This is a genomic window from Sphingomonas sp. Leaf32 (assembly GCF_001421765.1).
In the GTDB taxonomy this organism is placed as follows: Bacteria; Pseudomonadota; Alphaproteobacteria; order Sphingomonadales; family Sphingomonadaceae; genus Sphingomonas.
The window spans coordinates 285,957-302,130 of sequence record NZ_LMLA01000008.1 but is presented as its reverse complement, the minus strand read 5'-3'; the positions used below and the strand labels follow the sequence as shown (position 1 = coordinate 302,130).

At 68.0% G+C, this 16,174-nt stretch carries 13 protein-coding genes; 9 read left to right on the top strand and 4 right to left on the bottom strand.

All coding sequences use genetic code 11. From position 1 onward, the window contains the following. Positions 1–50 precede the first annotated feature (50 nt). From ASE83_RS11915 to ASE83_RS11900, 4 genes are all read left to right on the top strand, one after another. The gene (locus tag ASE83_RS11915; RefSeq protein ID WP_055790047.1) at positions 51–875 is read left to right on the top strand and encodes a hypothetical protein; all 825 of its coding nucleotides are present in this window, start codon (positions 51–53) and stop codon (positions 873–875) included. 48 nt (positions 876–923) lie between these two features. Then, positions 924–2,336, top strand: a complete 1,413-nt coding sequence (locus ASE83_RS11910) for an amidohydrolase (RefSeq protein ID WP_156353092.1) — start codon at positions 924–926, stop codon at positions 2,334–2,336. After that, the gene (locus ASE83_RS11905; RefSeq protein ID WP_055790041.1) at positions 2,333–3,637 is read left to right on the top strand and encodes an amidohydrolase family protein; all 1,305 of its coding nucleotides are present in this window, start codon (positions 2,333–2,335) and stop codon (positions 3,635–3,637) included. Before ASE83_RS11910 ends, ASE83_RS11905 begins: the two co-directional genes overlap by 4 nt. 81 nt (positions 3,638–3,718) lie before the next feature. After that, positions 3,719–4,069, top strand: a complete 351-nt coding sequence (locus ASE83_RS11900) for a hypothetical protein (protein WP_055790038.1) — start codon at positions 3,719–3,721, stop codon at positions 4,067–4,069. 237 nt (positions 4,070–4,306) lie between these two features. Here the strand turns inward: ASE83_RS11900 and ASE83_RS11895 are convergent, their stop codons facing one another. Further along, positions 4,307–5,239, bottom strand: coding sequence for a glutaminase (locus ASE83_RS11895; protein ID WP_055790035.1), 933 nt, complete (start codon positions 5,237–5,239; stop codon positions 4,307–4,309). A gap of 98 nt (positions 5,240–5,337) precedes the next feature. Here ASE83_RS11895 and ASE83_RS11890 point away from each other — a divergent pair, with 98 nt between their 5' ends. Together ASE83_RS11890 and ASE83_RS11885 are read left to right on the top strand one after the other, a co-directional pair. Further along, positions 5,338–6,333, top strand: coding sequence for a glycosyl hydrolase (locus tag ASE83_RS11890; protein WP_055790032.1), 996 nt, complete (start codon positions 5,338–5,340; stop codon positions 6,331–6,333). 124 nt (positions 6,334–6,457) lie between these two features. Next, positions 6,458–6,793, top strand: coding sequence for an EF-hand domain-containing protein (locus ASE83_RS11885; protein ID WP_162236615.1), 336 nt, complete (start codon positions 6,458–6,460; stop codon positions 6,791–6,793). A 93-nt stretch (positions 6,794–6,886) separates the two neighbouring features. Here the strand turns inward: ASE83_RS11885 and mutS are convergent, their stop codons facing one another. Continuing rightward, on the bottom strand, positions 6,887–9,457 hold the full coding sequence (gene mutS / locus ASE83_RS11880; protein WP_055790024.1) for a DNA mismatch repair protein MutS: 2,571 nt from the start codon (positions 9,455–9,457) through the stop codon (positions 6,887–6,889). Between the two features lie 157 nt (positions 9,458–9,614). Here mutS and ASE83_RS11875 point away from each other — a divergent pair, with 157 nt between their 5' ends. Next, positions 9,615–11,870, top strand: a complete 2,256-nt coding sequence (locus tag ASE83_RS11875; protein ID WP_235513229.1) for an NADP-dependent malic enzyme — start codon at positions 9,615–9,617, stop codon at positions 11,868–11,870. A 259-nt stretch (positions 11,871–12,129) separates the two neighbouring features. Here the strand turns inward: ASE83_RS11875 and ASE83_RS11870 are convergent, their stop codons facing one another. Continuing rightward, positions 12,130–12,849 (bottom strand): hypothetical protein, encoded by a 720-nt coding sequence (locus tag ASE83_RS11870; RefSeq protein WP_055790016.1) that lies wholly within the window; start codon positions 12,847–12,849, stop codon positions 12,130–12,132. A gap of 123 nt (positions 12,850–12,972) precedes the next feature. On the opposite strand from ASE83_RS11870, the gene ASE83_RS11865 reads away from it, so the two are divergent. Then, positions 12,973–13,683, top strand: a complete 711-nt coding sequence (locus ASE83_RS11865) for an SDR family NAD(P)-dependent oxidoreductase (RefSeq protein ID WP_055790291.1) — start codon at positions 12,973–12,975, stop codon at positions 13,681–13,683. Positions 13,684–13,825: 142 nt separating this feature from the next. On the opposite strand, the gene ASE83_RS11860 is transcribed toward ASE83_RS11865, so the two are convergent. Continuing rightward, positions 13,826–14,608 carry an SDR family oxidoreductase gene (locus ASE83_RS11860; protein WP_055790012.1) on the bottom strand — a complete coding sequence of 261 codons (783 nt, stop codon included), beginning with the start codon at positions 14,606–14,608 and terminating at the stop codon, positions 13,826–13,828. 148 nt (positions 14,609–14,756) lie between these two features. Here ASE83_RS11860 and ASE83_RS11855 point away from each other — a divergent pair, with 148 nt between their 5' ends. Then, the gene (locus tag ASE83_RS11855; protein WP_055790009.1) at positions 14,757–16,136 is read left to right on the top strand and encodes a helix-turn-helix domain-containing protein; all 1,380 of its coding nucleotides are present in this window, start codon (positions 14,757–14,759) and stop codon (positions 16,134–16,136) included. The last annotated feature ends 38 nt before the right edge of the window (positions 16,137–16,174 follow it).

The following is a 16,174-nucleotide window of genomic DNA, read 5'->3' as shown; positions in this document are numbered from 1 at the left end:
CTACCTTTCGCGTCGAGGGCCGGGGGCGGCCATTGGGGGAAAGGTCATCGATGGCGGCGTTCGCGATCCTGTTGCTGTTGCTGCCGGTCCTGCTGATCGCGGTCGCGCTGGGCGGGGCCTGGTATGAGGGGCGGCGCTCGCCCTATGCCTTCGGCATCGGGCGCGTAATCTCCAACACCTTCGGGGCAATCGGCGGCGCGCCGCTCGCGCTGTTCGGGGCAAGCGCGCTGCTGAACGCGCCGATGCAACTGGCGATGCCGCTGATCGCCGGACGCCCGGCCAACGCCGATCAACTGATCGCGATCGGGACGTCGCTGGCGCCGTTCGGCATCCTGTGGATATTGGTCTATCCGTTCCTCAAGCTGTTCATGACCGGTATCGCCGTCGACACGCTGGCCGGACAGCCGGTCGATCCCGGCGCGACGTCGCGCATGGCGCTGCGGCGGACGCTGCCGGCGCTGGGAATGCTCATCCTGTTCGGCATCGCCCTGATGATGGGCATGGTGCTGTTCCTCGTGCCGGCGCTGATCCTGTGGCTCACCTGGTTCGTGGTCGTGCCGGTGATGGCGGCGGAAGGGCGCGGTGCCATCGAATGTTTTGGCCGCAGCCAGGAATTGCTGCGCGGGATGCGCTGGCGGCTGCTGGTGCTGCTGGCGATCGGGGGCGTATTGTACATCGTCGCCACCGGGATGGTGCAGGGCCTGGTCCTCGGTCTGCTCGGCACCGACAATTCGTGGGTTTCCGCCGGAATTCAGGCGGTTTTCGCCACGCTGGTCGGGGTGCTGCCGGCAACCGCCGCCGCCGCCGTCTATCACGAGGCGCGAACCGCGAAGGAAGGGTCGGGCAGCCACGACCTGGAGGCCGTCTTCGCCTGACCGGCATCGTATGAAAAGGGGAGTATCCGCGTGATCCGAACATTGACGATGGTGGCGCTCGCCGCCGGGCTGGTCGCCTGTACCGGCGATGGCAAGGGCGTGCGCTCCGCCGCCACCGACGCGCCCAAGGGTAAGGGCAAGGGGCCGGGCGCGGGCAAGGGCTATGACCACGACCCGTTCCCCTCGACCTATCGCGCCTATCCGGGCCGGCCGACGCTGGTCACCAACGTCACCATCTTCGATGGCGAGGGCGGGCGGATCGACGGCGGCTCGGTGCTGTTTCAGGGCGGCAAGATCGTCGAGGTCGGGCAATCGATCGCGCCGACCGATGGCGTGACGGTGATCGACGGACAGGGCAAGTGGGTGACGCCGGGCGTCATCGACGTCCACAGCCATCTGGGCGACTATCCCAGCCCCGGCGTCGAGGCGAACAGCGACGGCAACGAGATGACCGGCCCGGTCACCGCCGAGGTCTGGGCCGAACACAGCGTCTGGCCGCAGGACCCGGGCTTTGCCCGCGCGCTGACCAATGGCGGCGTGACGACGCTCCAGATCCTGCCCGGCTCCGCGAACCTGATGGGTGGCCGCTCGGTCACGCTGAAGAACGTCTATGGCCGCACCATGCAGGCGATGAAGTTCCCCGGCGCGCCCTATGGCCTGAAGATGGCCTGCGGCGAGAATCCGAAGCGCGTCTATGGGGCGAAGGGGCGGATGCCCTCGACCCGCATGGGCAACATCGCGGTCGATCGCGCGACGTGGCTGAAAGCGCGCGAATATGACCGAAAGTGGGACAAGTACGAGGCGGATGGCGGCGACGAACCGCCGGCCCGCGATCTGGCGATGGACACGCTGCGCGGCGTGCTGGACGGCGAGATCCTCGTCCACAACCATTGCTACCGCGCCGACGAAATGGCCATCGTCATGGATATGGCGCAGGAGATGGGGTACAAGGTCACCGCCTTCCACCACGCCGTCGAAAGCTACAAGATCGCCGACCTGTTGAAGGCGCGCGGTGTCTGCTCGGCGGTCTGGGCCGACTGGTACGGCTTCAAGATGGAAAGCTACGACGCGATCGGCGAAAACCTCGCGATCCTCGACCAGCAGGGCGCCTGCGCGATGATCCATTCGGACAGCGAGAACGGCATCCAGCGGCTGAATCAGGAAGTGGCGAAGGTCATCGCCTCGGCCAGGCGGGTCGGGATCACCGTGACGCCCGAACATGCCTGGACCTGGCTCGCGATCAACCCGGCGCGGGCGCTGGGCATCGACAAGGTCACGGGGTCGCTGAAAGCCGGCAAGATGGCCGATGTGGTGCTGTGGAACGGCGATCCGTTCAGCGTCTATACCCGTCCGCAGATGGTGTGGGTCGACGGCGCGCTGCTCTACGACGCGAACAATCCGAAATTGCGCCCGGTGTCCGATTTCGAACTCGGCCAGCCCGGCGAAGGGGATGTGAAGTGAAGCGCCTGTTCCTCGCCGCCCTGCTTGGCAGCGCGACCCTTGCCGCCCCTGCCATCGCGCAGGACGTGACCATCACTAATGCAAAGCTCGTGCTGGGCGACGGATCGGCCCCGATCGAGGGCGGCACCGTCGTCGTGCGCGGCGGGCGCGTTGTCAGCGCCGGGCGCGGCGGTGCTGCGGCGGGCGGTCGCACCATTGATGCCGGCGGGCGCTACGTCACGCCCGGCCTCGTCGCCGGCTTCACCCGGTTGGGTATCGTCGAGGTCGACGGCGTGTCGCCCACCAACGACGCCTCGGCGCGCGAAAGCGTGTTCAATGCCGGTCTCGACATCGCCTCGGCCGTCAATCCGCGCGCGACGCCGATCGCGATCAACCGCACCGACGGCATCACCCGCGCGATCGTCGCGCCCGATAATGGCGGCTCGATCTTCGCCGGGCAGGGGGCCGTCATCGACCTCGGCAACGACATGGACGCGGTGACAAGGGGGCAGGCGTTCCAGTTCATGGAATGGGGCGAAACCGGCGCGCGTGCGGCCGGCGGCAGCCGCCCGGCGGCGATGGCGCTGTTCCGCAACGCGCTGTTCGAGGCGCAGGCCTATGCCCGCAATCCGGCGAGCTTCGCCGATCGCGGTAAGGAAGCGCTGCTGACGCGCGCCGACGCGCAGGCGCTGCAAAAGGTGCTGACTGGACAGGTCCCGCTGCTGATCCATGTCGAGCGTGCCTCCGACATCCTCGGCGTACTGGCCTTGAAGCGTGAGTTCGCCGGCTTGAAGCCGGTACTGGTCGGGGCCAGCGAAGGCTGGACCGTCGCGGCACAGATCGCGGCGGCGAACGTGCCGGTGCTGGCCAGCGCGCTGTCCGACCTGCCCGCCAGCTTCGAACAACTCGCCGCCACGCAGTCCAATATCGGTCGGATGAAGGCCGCCGGTGTAGTCGTCGGCATCGGCATGATCGGCGACGACGAAGCGCGGCAGGCGCGGCTGGTGCGGCAATATGCCGGCAACCTCGTCGCGCTGTCGAAGGTGCCGGGTGCCTCCGGCCTCGACTGGAATGCCGCCTTCGCCACGATCAGTTCGCTGCCTGCCCGCACGATCGGCATGGAGGGGGAAATCGGCTCGCTTGCTCCCGGCCGGCGCGGCGACGTGGTGATCTGGGATGGCGATCCGCTCGAAATCGGATCGGCCCCGACGCAGCTGTTCATCGATGGCGTCGAGCAGCCGCTCACCAACCGCCAGACCCGCCTGCGCGATCGCTATCTGGTGCCCGCCGAACAGGGGCTGCCCAAGGCGTATCAGCGGTAGGATGCACGGAACCCGCAGGCGGGGTCGGGCTTTGTCCGAAACGGACAGTCGCCGCGCCTGCGGCTTGATCGGGAGAGACACATGCGTGCGTTGCTGGTGATGCTGGGTGGATCGTTGATGCTGGCGGCGTGCGGGCCGAGCGCCGAGCAGCAGGCCGCCGCCAATCAGGCCGCCGCCGCCAATGCGCAGGAAGCGCAGGAAACCGCGACCAAGGTCGATGCCCTGTCGCCCGGCCAGCGCGACGGCGTCTTCATCCGCGCCATCCGCGACGCCGGCCTGCCGTGCCAGAGCGTCACCAAGTCCGAAAAGGGCGAGAAGCCGGGAAGCTGGGTCGCCACCTGTCAGGAAGGGTCGCGCCACATCATCACCTTCGGCACGAACGGCATGGCGAACGTGACCAGCTTCACCCCGCAACCGGCGGCGGCGCGGTAAGCGCCACCACGCTGTTAGAGCTTGATGACATAAGATAGAACCGTTCGTCCTGAGTAGCCGCTGAGCTTGTCGAAGCGGCGTATCGAAGGACCGTGGAGGAGGTGCTTCGATATAGGCCTTCGACAAGCTTAGTCCCTACTCAGCACGAACGGTTCTACTGGATGTCATCACGTTCTAACGTCACCTCGGATCAAGTCCGGGGTGACGTAAGGTTACCGCAAATGGCGAGCGCCACCCCTATCGCGGCTCGAATACCGACCACCCGGTCCGCTGCACCAGCCGCTCCAGCGCCACCGTCCCCAGTTGTGAATTGCCGCGCTCGTTCAGCCCCGGCGACCATACGGCGATCGAGGCGATGCCGGGCGCGATCGCCAGGATGCCGCCGCCGACCCCGCTCTTGCCCGGCAACCCCACGCGGAACGCGAACTCACCGGACCCGTCATAATGGCCGCAGGTCAGCATCAGCGCGTTGATCCGCCGCGCCCGCTGCGCCGACACGACATTGCGCCCGGTCGTCGGATTGACCCCGCCCGCCGCCAGATACCGCCCGGCCAGCGCCAGTTGCCGGCAGCTCATCGCCAGCGCGCACTGGTGGAAATACACGCCCAGCGTCACGTGCGGATCATGGTGCAGATTGCCGAACGCGCGCATGTAGCTGGCCAGCGCAAGGTTGCGGAATCCCGTATCCTGTTCCGCCTTCGCCACGCCTTCGTCGATGAAGATGCCGTCCTCGCCCGCCGCCGCCCGCACGAAGCGCAGCAGCTCGCCCAGCGCCTCGCGCGGTTCGTAGCGGCCGAGCAATATGTCGGCGACGACGATCGCCCCGGCGTTGATGAACGGATTGCGCGGAATCCCGTGTTCGCTCTCCAGCTGCACGATCGAATTGAACGCGCTGCCCGACGGTTCGCGCCCGACCCGCTTCCACAATTGATCCCCCACCGCGCCCAGCGCCAGCGTCAGCGCGAACACCTTCGACACCGACTGGATCGAGAACGGCTCTTCGGCATCGCCCGCCAGATGGCATGTCCCGTCCGCCTCGATCACCGCCATGCCGAACCGGTTCGGGTCCACGGCGGCGAGCGGCGGGATATAGTCGGCGGGCGTGCCCCGGTCGGGGGCATCGGCCATTTCGGCGGCAATATCGGCAACGATCTGCGACAGGTCGGTCATGGCCTTTCCTATCCGCTACGCGCCTCCCGCAAAATCGAATGTTGATTTTCGTTATTCATCGGGCCAGCCTGCCGCAACGACATTAGGGGAGGATCGCGATGCGGATCACGCGACGGCAGGGACTGGGCGGACTGGCATCGATCGCGCTCGGCACGGCATTGCCGGCGGAAGGGGTGCCGGCACGGCGGCTGAGCAACCCGCGCGCCTCGGCGGAGGCGCGGGCGCTCTATCGCTATTTCTGGAGCATCTATGGCAAGCGCACGCTGACCGGACAGCAGGAATCGAGCTGGACGCCGCAGGGGCCGCGTGCCGAACTCGACTTTCTGGAGCGCACGACCGGCAAGCTGCCCGCGATCCTCGGCCTCGACTATATCGATCCGAAGGACAATGCCGCCGTCAATGCCCGCGCGACGCGCTGGTGGCGGGAGGAGGGCGGCATCCCCAGCATCTGCTGGCATTGGGGCGCACCCGACCGGGGTACGGGCTATGAAAATTCCAAACGCACGTTCGACGTGCGCGCCGCGCTGACGCCCGGTACGCCGCAGCACGCCGCCATGCACCGCGACATGGCGCAGATCGCTGACCTGCTGACCGAATTGCGCGACGCGCGCGTCCCCGTGCTGTGGCGGCCGTTCCACGAATTCACCGGCAGCTGGTTCTGGTGGGGGCAGTGGGGACCGGTTGCCTTCAAGCGGTTGTGGCGGACCATGTATCGCTATTTCGTCGACGAACGCCGGCTCGACAATCTGATCTGGGTATTGGGGTTCGCCGACGTGCCCGATGCGGACTATTATCCCGGCCGCGCCTATGTCGATGTCGCCGGGGCCGACACCTATGTCGATCACCACGGCAGTCTGGCCCCGATGTTCGCGGGCGTGAAGGCGATCGTCGGCGACACCGTGCCGATCGCGCTGCACGAAAACGGCCCGATCCCCGACCCGACGCTGCTGGGGTCGCAGGCCGACTGGCTGTGGTTCATGACATGGCACACCCGCTGGCTACAGGACGGGGTGCAGAACACCGCCGAAACGCTGAAGGCGGCCTATGGCTCGCCGCGCTACATCACGAAGGACGAATTGCCGAAATTCCGCTGACATCCCGCCCGGCGCCGGTCGATCCGTGCCGGACCGGGTGGGCGGATCGCCTATGATCGAAAGCACTTGTCATCTGCGCGCGATCGGGCATCCTCGACAATACCAATGGTTTGGGAGAATGCCCATGTCTGCATCGATCTTGTTCGCGCTGCTGCTGCAATCGGTACCGCCGGGTGGATCGCATCATGCCGGCTTCTATCCATATCAGGGGCAGACGCCGATCGCCTATGAGAACGAACTGAACTTCTTCGATCTGTACGACATCAATCGCAACGATGTCGTCGATCGCCGCGAACTGCAAGCGGTCGCGGTCAAGGCCGATCGGACGTTCGCCCGTCGCGCGCCCGAACAACGCGGGCAGTTGCTGGCGGCGATGACCGATGCGTTCGCGACACTCGATCGAAACGGCGATGGCCGGGTTACGCGCACCGAATTTCAGCAGGCGAACGTGACCAGCTGACCCGGCTGCACAGCGGGTTGGCGCTGCGTTGCCGGTGTCGCCCGGATGCGCGAAGGGGAGCGTGTTTCCTCCGACCTGAGCGACGGTCGGAACTCACACCAACCCCTTCAACCGGTACAGCGCCTCCATCGCCTCGCGCGGTGACATCGCGTCGACATCCAGCGCGCCCAGCGCCTCGCGCAAGCCATCGACCGGAGCTTCCTCGACCAGGGCCATCGCGGCGAACAGCGGCAGGTCGTCCAGTCCTGCCGCGATGCCGCCGGTCTTCGCCTTGCCTGCCTCCAGCTTCGCCAGCACGGCCTTGGCGCGTTGCAGCGTCGCGGGCGGCAAGCCGGCGAGGCGCGCCACCGCGATGCCGTAGCTGCGATCCGCCGGCCCCTCGGCCAGTTCGTGGAGCAGCACCAGATCGCCCTTCCACTCGCGCGCGCGGACATGGTGGAGCGACAGCGCGTCACAGCGTTCCGCCAGCCGGGTCAGCTCGTGATAATGGGTCGCGAACAGGCAGCGGCAGCGATTATCCTCATGGATCGCCTCGACCACGGCCCAGGCGATGGCGAGGCCGTCATAGGTCGATGTGCCGCGCCCCACTTCGTCGAGGATCACGAACGACCGCGGCGTCGCCTGCGCGAGGATCGCCGCCGTCTCGACCATCTCGACCATGAAGGTCGATCGCCCCCGCGCGAGATTGTCCGACGCGCCGACCCGGCTGAACAACCGGTCGACCAGCCCCAGCGTGGCCGATGTCGCCGGCACGAAACTGCCCGCCTGCGCCAGCACGACGATCAGCGCATTCTGCCGCAGGAAGGTCGACTTGCCGCCCATGTTGGGGCCGGTCACCAGCCACAGCCGCGACTGTTCCGACAGGCGGCAATCGTTGGCGACGAACCGCCCGCCGCTTCTGGCCACCGCGCTTTCGACCACCGGATGCCGTCCGCCGACGATGTCGAGGCAGCTATGGTCGACCAGTTCGGGCCGCGCCCAGCCGCCTTCGGCCGCGCGTTCGGCCAGCGCCGCCGTCACGTCGATCCGCGCCAGCGCATCCGCCGTCGCGGCGATGGCCTCGCGCTTGTCGAGCGCCGCCTCGGTAAACGCCTCCAGATGCGCCGCCTCCGCCGCCAGCGCGTGTGCACCGGCCTGGCCGACCTTCAGCGCGGCTTCGTGCAGGTCGGGCGCGTTGAAGCGGACCACCCCGGCCAGCGTCTGGCGATGGGTAAAGCCGCTGTCGGCCGCCATCAGCTTGTCGGCGACGCGCGCGGGCACCTCGACATGATAGCCCAGCACGCCGTTATGCCGGATCTTCAGCGCCGAAATACCGGTGCGCTCGCGATACTGCGCCTCCAGCGCGGCGATCGCCCGCCGCCCGCCCGCGCCGGTATCGCGCAGTGCATCGAGTGCAGCATCGAACCCTTCGGCCACGAACCCGCCCGCCGCCGCGTCGATCGGCGGCATCGGCACCAGCCCGCGCGTCAGCAGGTCGATCAACTCGCCATGCCCGCGTAGCCGCGGCGCCAGCTCCGCGATCAGTGGCGGCACGGCCGGCAATTTGTCCAGCCGCTGCCCCAGCGTCCACGCCGCGCTCAACCCGTCGCGCAACTGCCCCAGATCGCGTGGGGAACCCCGTCCTGCCGCGATCCGCCCCAGTGCCCGCCCGATATCGGGCAGCGCACGCAGTGTGGTGCGCAGTTCGTCGCGCAAACCGGGATCGTCATGCGCCCAGCCGACGGCGGCCAACCGCGCCTCGATCATCGCCCGGTCCATCAACGGCGCGGCGATGTCGCCCGCCAGCAACCGCGCGCCGGCACCCGTCACCGTCCGGTCGACTTCGGCCAGCAGGCTCCCCGCCCGCGCGCCGGCGGCGGTACGGGTCAGCTCCAGGCTCTCGCGCGTCGCCGCATCGATCGCCATGCACTGCCCTTCCGCAGCGCAGACCGGCGGGCGCAGGAACGGCATCTGCCCGCGCGCATTATGGTCGAGATAGGCGATCAGCCCACCCGCCGCGGCCAGCGCCGCGCGCGAAAACTGTCCGAACCCGTCGAGGGTCGCGACGCCGTGCAGCGCTTTCAACCGTGCCTCGCCGCCCGCGCTGTCGAAATCCGCCTTCGATCGCAGCAAGGTCGCGACCTCCGCGAACGCCGACGTGTCCGCCGCGACCACCTCGACTGCCTGCAACCGCGCGAGGGCGGCGGTCAGGCCGGTGGCGTCGGTTTCGATCACCTCGAACCGGCCGGTCGACACATCGGCGGCAGCGATGGCGACCCCGCCCGCCGCCTCGCCGATACACGCGCACCAGTTCGCTGTCCGCGCGTCGAGCAGCGCCTCCTCGGTCAGCGTCCCCGCCGTGACGACGCGCACGATCGCCCGCGCGACCAGCGCCTTCGACCCGCGCGCCTTCTTCGCCTCTTCCGGGCTTTCGACCTGCTCGGCGATGGCGACGCGGTGCCCGGCCTTGATGAGCCGCGCCAGATACCCCTCGGCGCTGTGCACCGGCACCCCGCACATCGGAATCTTGCTGCCCTCATGCTCGCCGCGCGCGGTCAGCGCGATGTCAAGGCACGCGGCGGCGATCTTCGCATCGTCATGGAACAGCTCGAAGAAATCGCCCATGCGGTAAAAGAGCAGGCAGTCGTCGGCCTCCGCCTTCAACGCCAGATATTGCTGCATCATCGGGGTGGGGGCGGGGGAATCGTCCGATCGAGCCTTGCTTGCCATGGCGCGGCGATACCGGTGCGCGGGACCAAGGGCAATGTCGCCGAACCGGCCCTTCACCCTTGCCCGATCCGCCTTCCCCTGCGTAAAGCCCATGGAAACGGGAGAAGCGCCAGTGTCCGAAACCACCGACCAGTTTTCCGAGCGCGAGGCGCTGCTGTTCCATTCGGAGGGACGGCCCGGCAAGATCGAGATCATCGCGTCAAAGCCGATGGCGACGCAGCGCGACCTGGCGCTGGCCTATTCGCCCGGCGTCGCGGTGCCGGTAAAGGCGATCTACGACGATCCCGCCTGCGCCTATGACTATACCGCCAAGGGCAATCTGGTCGCGGTCATCTCCAACGGCACCGCCATCCTCGGCCTCGGCAACTTGGGCGCGCTGGCATCCAAGCCGGTGATGGAGGGCAAAGCGGTCCTGTTCAAGCGCTTCGCCGACGTGGATTCGATCGACATCGAACTGAAGACCGAGGATGTCGACCGCTTCATCGATGCGGTCGAGCTGATGGAGCCGAGCTTCGGCGGCATCAACCTCGAAGACATCAAGTCGCCCGAATGCTTCATCATCGAGCAGACGCTGCGCGAACGCATGAACATTCCTGTGTTCCATGACGACCAGCACGGCACCGCGATCATCTGCGCCGCCGGCCTCATCAACGCCTGTCTGCTGACCAAGCGCAAGCTGAGCGAAGTGAAGGTCGTGGTGAACGGGGCAGGGGCCGCCGCCATCGCCTGCACCGAACTCATGAAGGCGATGGGCGTCGCCCATCACAACGTCATCATGTGCGACCGCACCGGCGTCATCTATCAGGGGCGCGACGACGTGAACCAGTGGCAGTCGGCGCACGCCGCCGCCACCGACCGCCGCACGCTCACCGAAGCGCTGCACGGCGCCGACGTGTTCCTGGGGCTGTCGGCCGCCGGCGCGCTGAAGCCCGAAATGGTCAAGGACATGGCCCCGTCGCCGATCATCTTCGCGATGGCCAACCCGGAACCCGAAATCCGCCCCGAACTGGCCAAGGCCGCGCGGCCCGACGCGATCGTCGCCACCGGACGTTCGGACTATCCGAACCAGGTCAACAACGTCATCGGCTTCCCCTTCATCTTCCGCGGTGCGCTCGACGTGCGCGCGACCGGCATCAATGACGAGATGAAGATCGCCGCCGCCAACGCCATCGCCGAACTGGCGCGCCAGCGCGTGCCGGAAGAGGTCGCACTCGCCTATGGCACGCAACACAGCTTCGGCCCCGAATACATCATCCCCGCGCCGTTCGACCCGCGCCTGATGGAACTGGTGCCGAGCGCGGTGGCCAAGGCGGCGATGGACTCCGGTGTCGCGACGCGCCCGATTCTCGACATGGAGGCGTATCGCCAGACGCTGCGCGCGCGGCTCAACCCGACCACCTCGGTCCTGACCATGGCCTATGAGGGCGCCAAGGCGCATCCCAAGCGCGTGCTGTTTGCCGAGGGCGAAGAGGAAGTCGTGCTGCGCGCCGCCATTGCCTTCAAGGAAGGCGGCTATGGCATCCCGGTGCTGGTCGGGCGCGAAGACGTGCATGACCGGCTGCGCGCGCTGGGCGTCGCCAACCCGGAGGATTACGAGGTCCACAACAGCCGCACCAGCGAGATGGTGCCGCAGATGGTCGATTTCCTCTACGAACGGCTCCAGCGGCGCGGCTATCTGAAGCGCGACGCCGAACGCCTCATCAACCAGGACCGCAACACCTTCGGCGCGGTGCTGCTGCAGCTGGGCGTCGCCGACGCGATGATTACGGGCATCACCCGCACCTATGCGCAGACGTTCCGCGATGTGCGCCGCGTGATCGATCCGGTCGACGGCAAGGTGCCGTTCGGCATCCACCTGCTGGTCGGACAAAGCCACACCGTGTTCATGTCGGACACGACTATCAACGAACGGCCCAGCGCCGAGGAACTGGCCGACATCGCCGAACGCACCGCCGCCGTCGCCCGCCGCATGGGCCACGAACCGCGCGTCGCGTTCCTCAGCTATTCGACCTTCGGCAATCCGTCGGGCCAGTGGATCGATAACGTCCGCGACGGCGTGGCCGCACTCGACAAGCGGCAGGTCGGCTTCGAATATGAAGGCGAAATGGCCCCCGACGTCGCGCTCAACCCCAAGCAGATGGCGAACTTCCCCTTCGCCCGCCTGTCGGGACCGGCCAACGTCCTCATCATGCCGGGGCTGCAATCGGCCAATATCTCGGCCAAGCTGTTGCGCGAACTGGGCGGCGACGACGTGATCGGCCCGATGCTGATCGGCATGGAAAAGCCGGTGCAGATCGCGCCGATGACCAGCACGGCGAACGAACTGGTGACGCTGGCGGTGCTGGCGGCGGGCGGCATGGTGGGGTGAGGAGAGGGCGCTCCCGAAGTGGAGCGCCTTCGTTGCTCAACGCACAACGTCACCCCGGCCTTGCGCCAGGGTTGCGCTTCTTCTTCGGTCGCGAAGCGAGAACCCCGAACCCGGCAAAACCCTGCCGTACCCCCGCGCAGGTGGGGGGCAGGGTTGCAGTCACAAACCGTCGTTCTGGGTCGCTCTGGACCCCCGCCTGCGCGGGGGTACGTGAACAGCGCAGTATCGCCGGATCAAGTCCGGAGTGACGACACTCCCCTCAAAACTCCTTAATCAATCGCACCCCGCCGACCGGCCGGGCGCGTTCCCCCCGCTGCCGGTCGACCCCGGCCCCCAGTTGCACGTTGACCTTGTTCGCCAGCGGTGCGTGAAATTGCGGGATGATCGCGACGCCGCCATCGTGGTGCGACTTGTAATTGACCTCAACCCCGGCGACCCGGTCCCGCCCGACGTCGTAGAAGGTCGAATGGTTGACCAGCAGCCCGGCGTCGCTCTCCGACTGGCCCAGCCGGACATCGCCGACCCCGACCATCGTCATCGTGCTCAGCCGCTCGCTATGCCGCCGCCCCAGCATGTAGAGCAGCGCCTGCGACGTCCGTCCGCTCTCGCGCTCGTATATTCCCAGATATTGCAGGCCGTGAACGATCCGCCCCCGGTCGAACGTCCCGATCGTCGCCTGCGCTCCCATCTTCAGCTCCGCCAGTCGGGCGCCTTCGAACGGCAATTCGAACTCCAGCGCGAAACCGTCGGCGACGGCATATTCGACCTCCGGCGCCCATTCGACCGCGCGCTCTTGCCCAGACAGCGGCGACAGCGCGAGGACGTTGGTTTCCAATTCTCCCCTTCGCGCGCCCATCGGGCGCACCATGTCGAACACCATCGGTTCGGGAATGTCCGGATAGTCGGCGGCGTCGCGCGCAGCGGCTGGAACGGTGCCGACGATCGTCAGCATCATGGCGGCGAAACGGGCTATAACCATCGATAGGACAGACCTTTTTTTGTGCAGCCGCGTTGTACGGTTCGCCCATCGCGGGTCAAAGTGCCGCGGGATCGCAGCAGCACTTTGACCGTGACGGTTTACGTTGGAGCAATGGAGGCGGCGATGACGACGGCAATGGTGATCGGCGCGAATGGCGGGATCGGCGCGGCACTGACGGCGGCGCTTGCAGCGTCCGGTCGCTACGCCCGCGTCATCGCCGCCGCCCGCCGCGAACCGGACGCGCTTCCCGTCGGCGTCGACTATCATCCGATCGATCTCGCCGACCCCGCCAGCATCAAAGCCGCCGCTACCCGCATCGACACGCCGCTCACCCGCGTCATCGTCGCGACCGGCATCCTGCACGACGAAACGGGCGGCCCCGAACGGTCGCTGCGCGATCTCGACGCCGACCGCCTCGCGCATCTCTTCGCGATCAACACCATCGGCCCGGCACTCGCGCTCAAATATTTCGCGCCGCTGCTGGCGAAAGACGCGCCGTCGACCATCGCCTGCATCTCGGCGCGGGTCGGCAGCATTTCCGACAACCGGCTGGGCGGCTGGTACGGCTATCGCGCATCGAAGGCGGCGCTGAACCAGATCGTGCGCACCGCCGCGATCGAACTGGCGCGCAGCCACCGCCAGACGGTATGCGTCGCGCTGCATCCCGGCACGGTCGACACCGGCTTGAGCAAACCGTTCCAGCGCGGCGTGCCGGCGGAAAAGCTGTTCACCCCGGCCTATAGCGCCGAGCGGCTATTGGCGGTGCTCGACGGCCTGACCCCGGCGCAGAGCGGCCGCATCTTCGCCTGGGACGGCGCGGAGATCGCCCCCTGACTTTCCTACAGGCGGGTCGGCTGTCATGATCGGCACCGCTCTTTCGCATCGTCCGCCGACTTGTCCTCGCCATCCACGTGTTCGCCGAACGACCGACGACGCGCGCAATGCGTGCGAGTGTGAACTTCGTGAACTTTGGCCCTCATCCGTCGATCGATCCGCCCAGCGACGCATTCACCAACCCGCCATCGACGGTGATCGTCTCGCCCACCACATAGTCCCCGGCCCGCGCCGCGAGGTAGATCGCCGCCGCCGCCATATCCTCGTCCACGCCGATCCGGCCGGCCGGGATGCGCTTGGCCACCCCATCGCCATGGTCGCGCGCCGCCTTGTTCATCTCGCTGGCAAAGGCGCCCGGCGCGATCGAGGTGACATGGATCGCATCGGTCACCAGCCGCGCCGCCATCCGCCGCGTCAAGTGGATCAGCGCCGCCTTCGACGCCTGATAGCTGTAGGTTTCCCACGGATTGACACGCTGGCCGTCGATCGAGGTGATGTTGATGACCTTGGCCGGCCGCGCCCGCGATGCCGCCGCCTTCAGCATCGGATGCAGTGCCTGCGTCAGGAAAAACGGCGATTTGACGTTCAGGTCCATCACCTTGTCCCATCCCGCCTCGGGAAACTCCTCGAACGCCTGTCCCCATGCCGCGCCGGCATTGTTGACCAAAATGTCCAGCCGGTCGGTATGGCTGGCCAGCCGGTCGGCCAGCGCGCGGCACCCTTCCACGCTCGACACGTCCTGCGGCAGCGCGGTCGCGCCGATCGCCTCGGCCGTGGCGATGCAGGCATCGGCCTTGCGCGCGGACACGAATACCCGTGCGCCCTGCGCGACGAAGCCGGCGGCGATCATCCGCCCGATCCCGCGCGATCCGCCGGTAATCAGCGCCGTGCGTCCGTCGAGCCGGAACAGGCTGTTGGTATCCATCGCATCGTCTCCTGCAAACCCGATATTCTAAACAGCATCGGTGCAGGATGAATAGCCGATACCGGAGCAACAAAAAAGCTCTGCTCCCCTCCCTTGTATCACTTCGGCGTTTCTGTAATCTCTTTACAAGCGGCAGCCAGGGGGTGTCATGGAAAGCAAGATGTTCGCGGGTCACGCCGTCCGCCGCCTGCGCCGGGGGCAGGCGCTGACCCAGGCGGCGATGGCGCAGGCGCTGGGCATTTCCGCCAGCTACCTGAACCTGATCGAACGCAACCAGCGCCCGCTGACCGCGACGCTGCTGGTGGCACTGGCCGAACGCTATGGCTTCGACGCGCGGACGCTGGCCGCCAGCGAACCCGGCGGCGGGGCGGAGGGGCTGCGGCGGCGGCTGGCCGACCCGATGTTTGCCGATCTGGCGCTCGACCGCGCCGACATCGCCGAATGGCTGGCGGCGGCACCGGGCGGCGCGGAGGCATTCGCCCGCGCCTTCGACCGGCTGGGCGGCGGCGGGGCGGGGGCGGCGGTCACCGCCGATCCGGCGGCCGAGGCGCGGGCGACCATCGAACGCTGGCGCAACCATTTCCCCGACCTCGATGCGCAGGCGGAGGCGCTGGCCGACGAACTGCGCCTGGCGGGCGGCGATCCGGCGGCGGCGATGGCCGACCGGCTGCGGGTGCGGCACCACCTCTCGGTCCGGCTGCTCCCGGTCGAGGTGATGCCGGACCGGCTGCATCGCACCGACCTCCACGCGCGGCAACTCCAGTTGTCCGAACGGCTCGACCCGGCGTCGCGCACCTTCGCGCTCGCCCGCGCGCTGGGTCATGCCGAGGCGCGGGGCGAGGTCGACGCGGTGGTGCGCGGGGCGGGCCTGTCGGACCGGACCGCCGAGCAATGGCTGCGCCGTCACCTCCACGGCTATTTCGCCGCCGCCGTGATGATGCCCTATGCCCGGTTCCTGCGCGCGTGCGAGGCGACCGGCTACGACCTGGCGTTGCTCGGCCGGCGGTTCGGTGCGGGGTTCGAACACGTCGCCCACCGCCTGACCACGCTGCACCGCGTCGGCGCGCGGGGGCTGTCCTTCTGCCTGTTGCGGCTCGACCGGGCGGGGCAGGTGTCGAAGCGCTTCGCCGGGGCCAGCCAGTCGCCGCTGGTCGAAGGGCTGCCGTGCCCGCTGCTCGGCGCGTTCGACGCCTTTGCGCGGGGTGGCGAGACCGTGGTGCAACTGGTCGAGCCGGAGGGCGGCGGGCGCTGGCTCACCCTGTCGCGTACCGTCACCCCGCCCGGCGCCCTGGCGGGGGAGGTGCGGGCGCGCTTCGTGGTGATGCTGGGCGTCGCCGCCGATCAGGCGGGTGCGCTGGCGGCGGCGCGGGGGCTGGACCTGTCGGCGCGGGGCGTTCCGGTGGGGCCGGGGTGCCGCGCCTGCACCCGGGGCGACTGTCCGCAACGCTCCGCCCCGCCGGTCGCCCGCGCCATGCGGCTGGACGATCGCGAAGGCGGGCTGACCCCCTTCGCCTTTGCCGGCGACTGAGACTGCGGTAGGACGGCGTTACGTCTCCTTTAACCCTG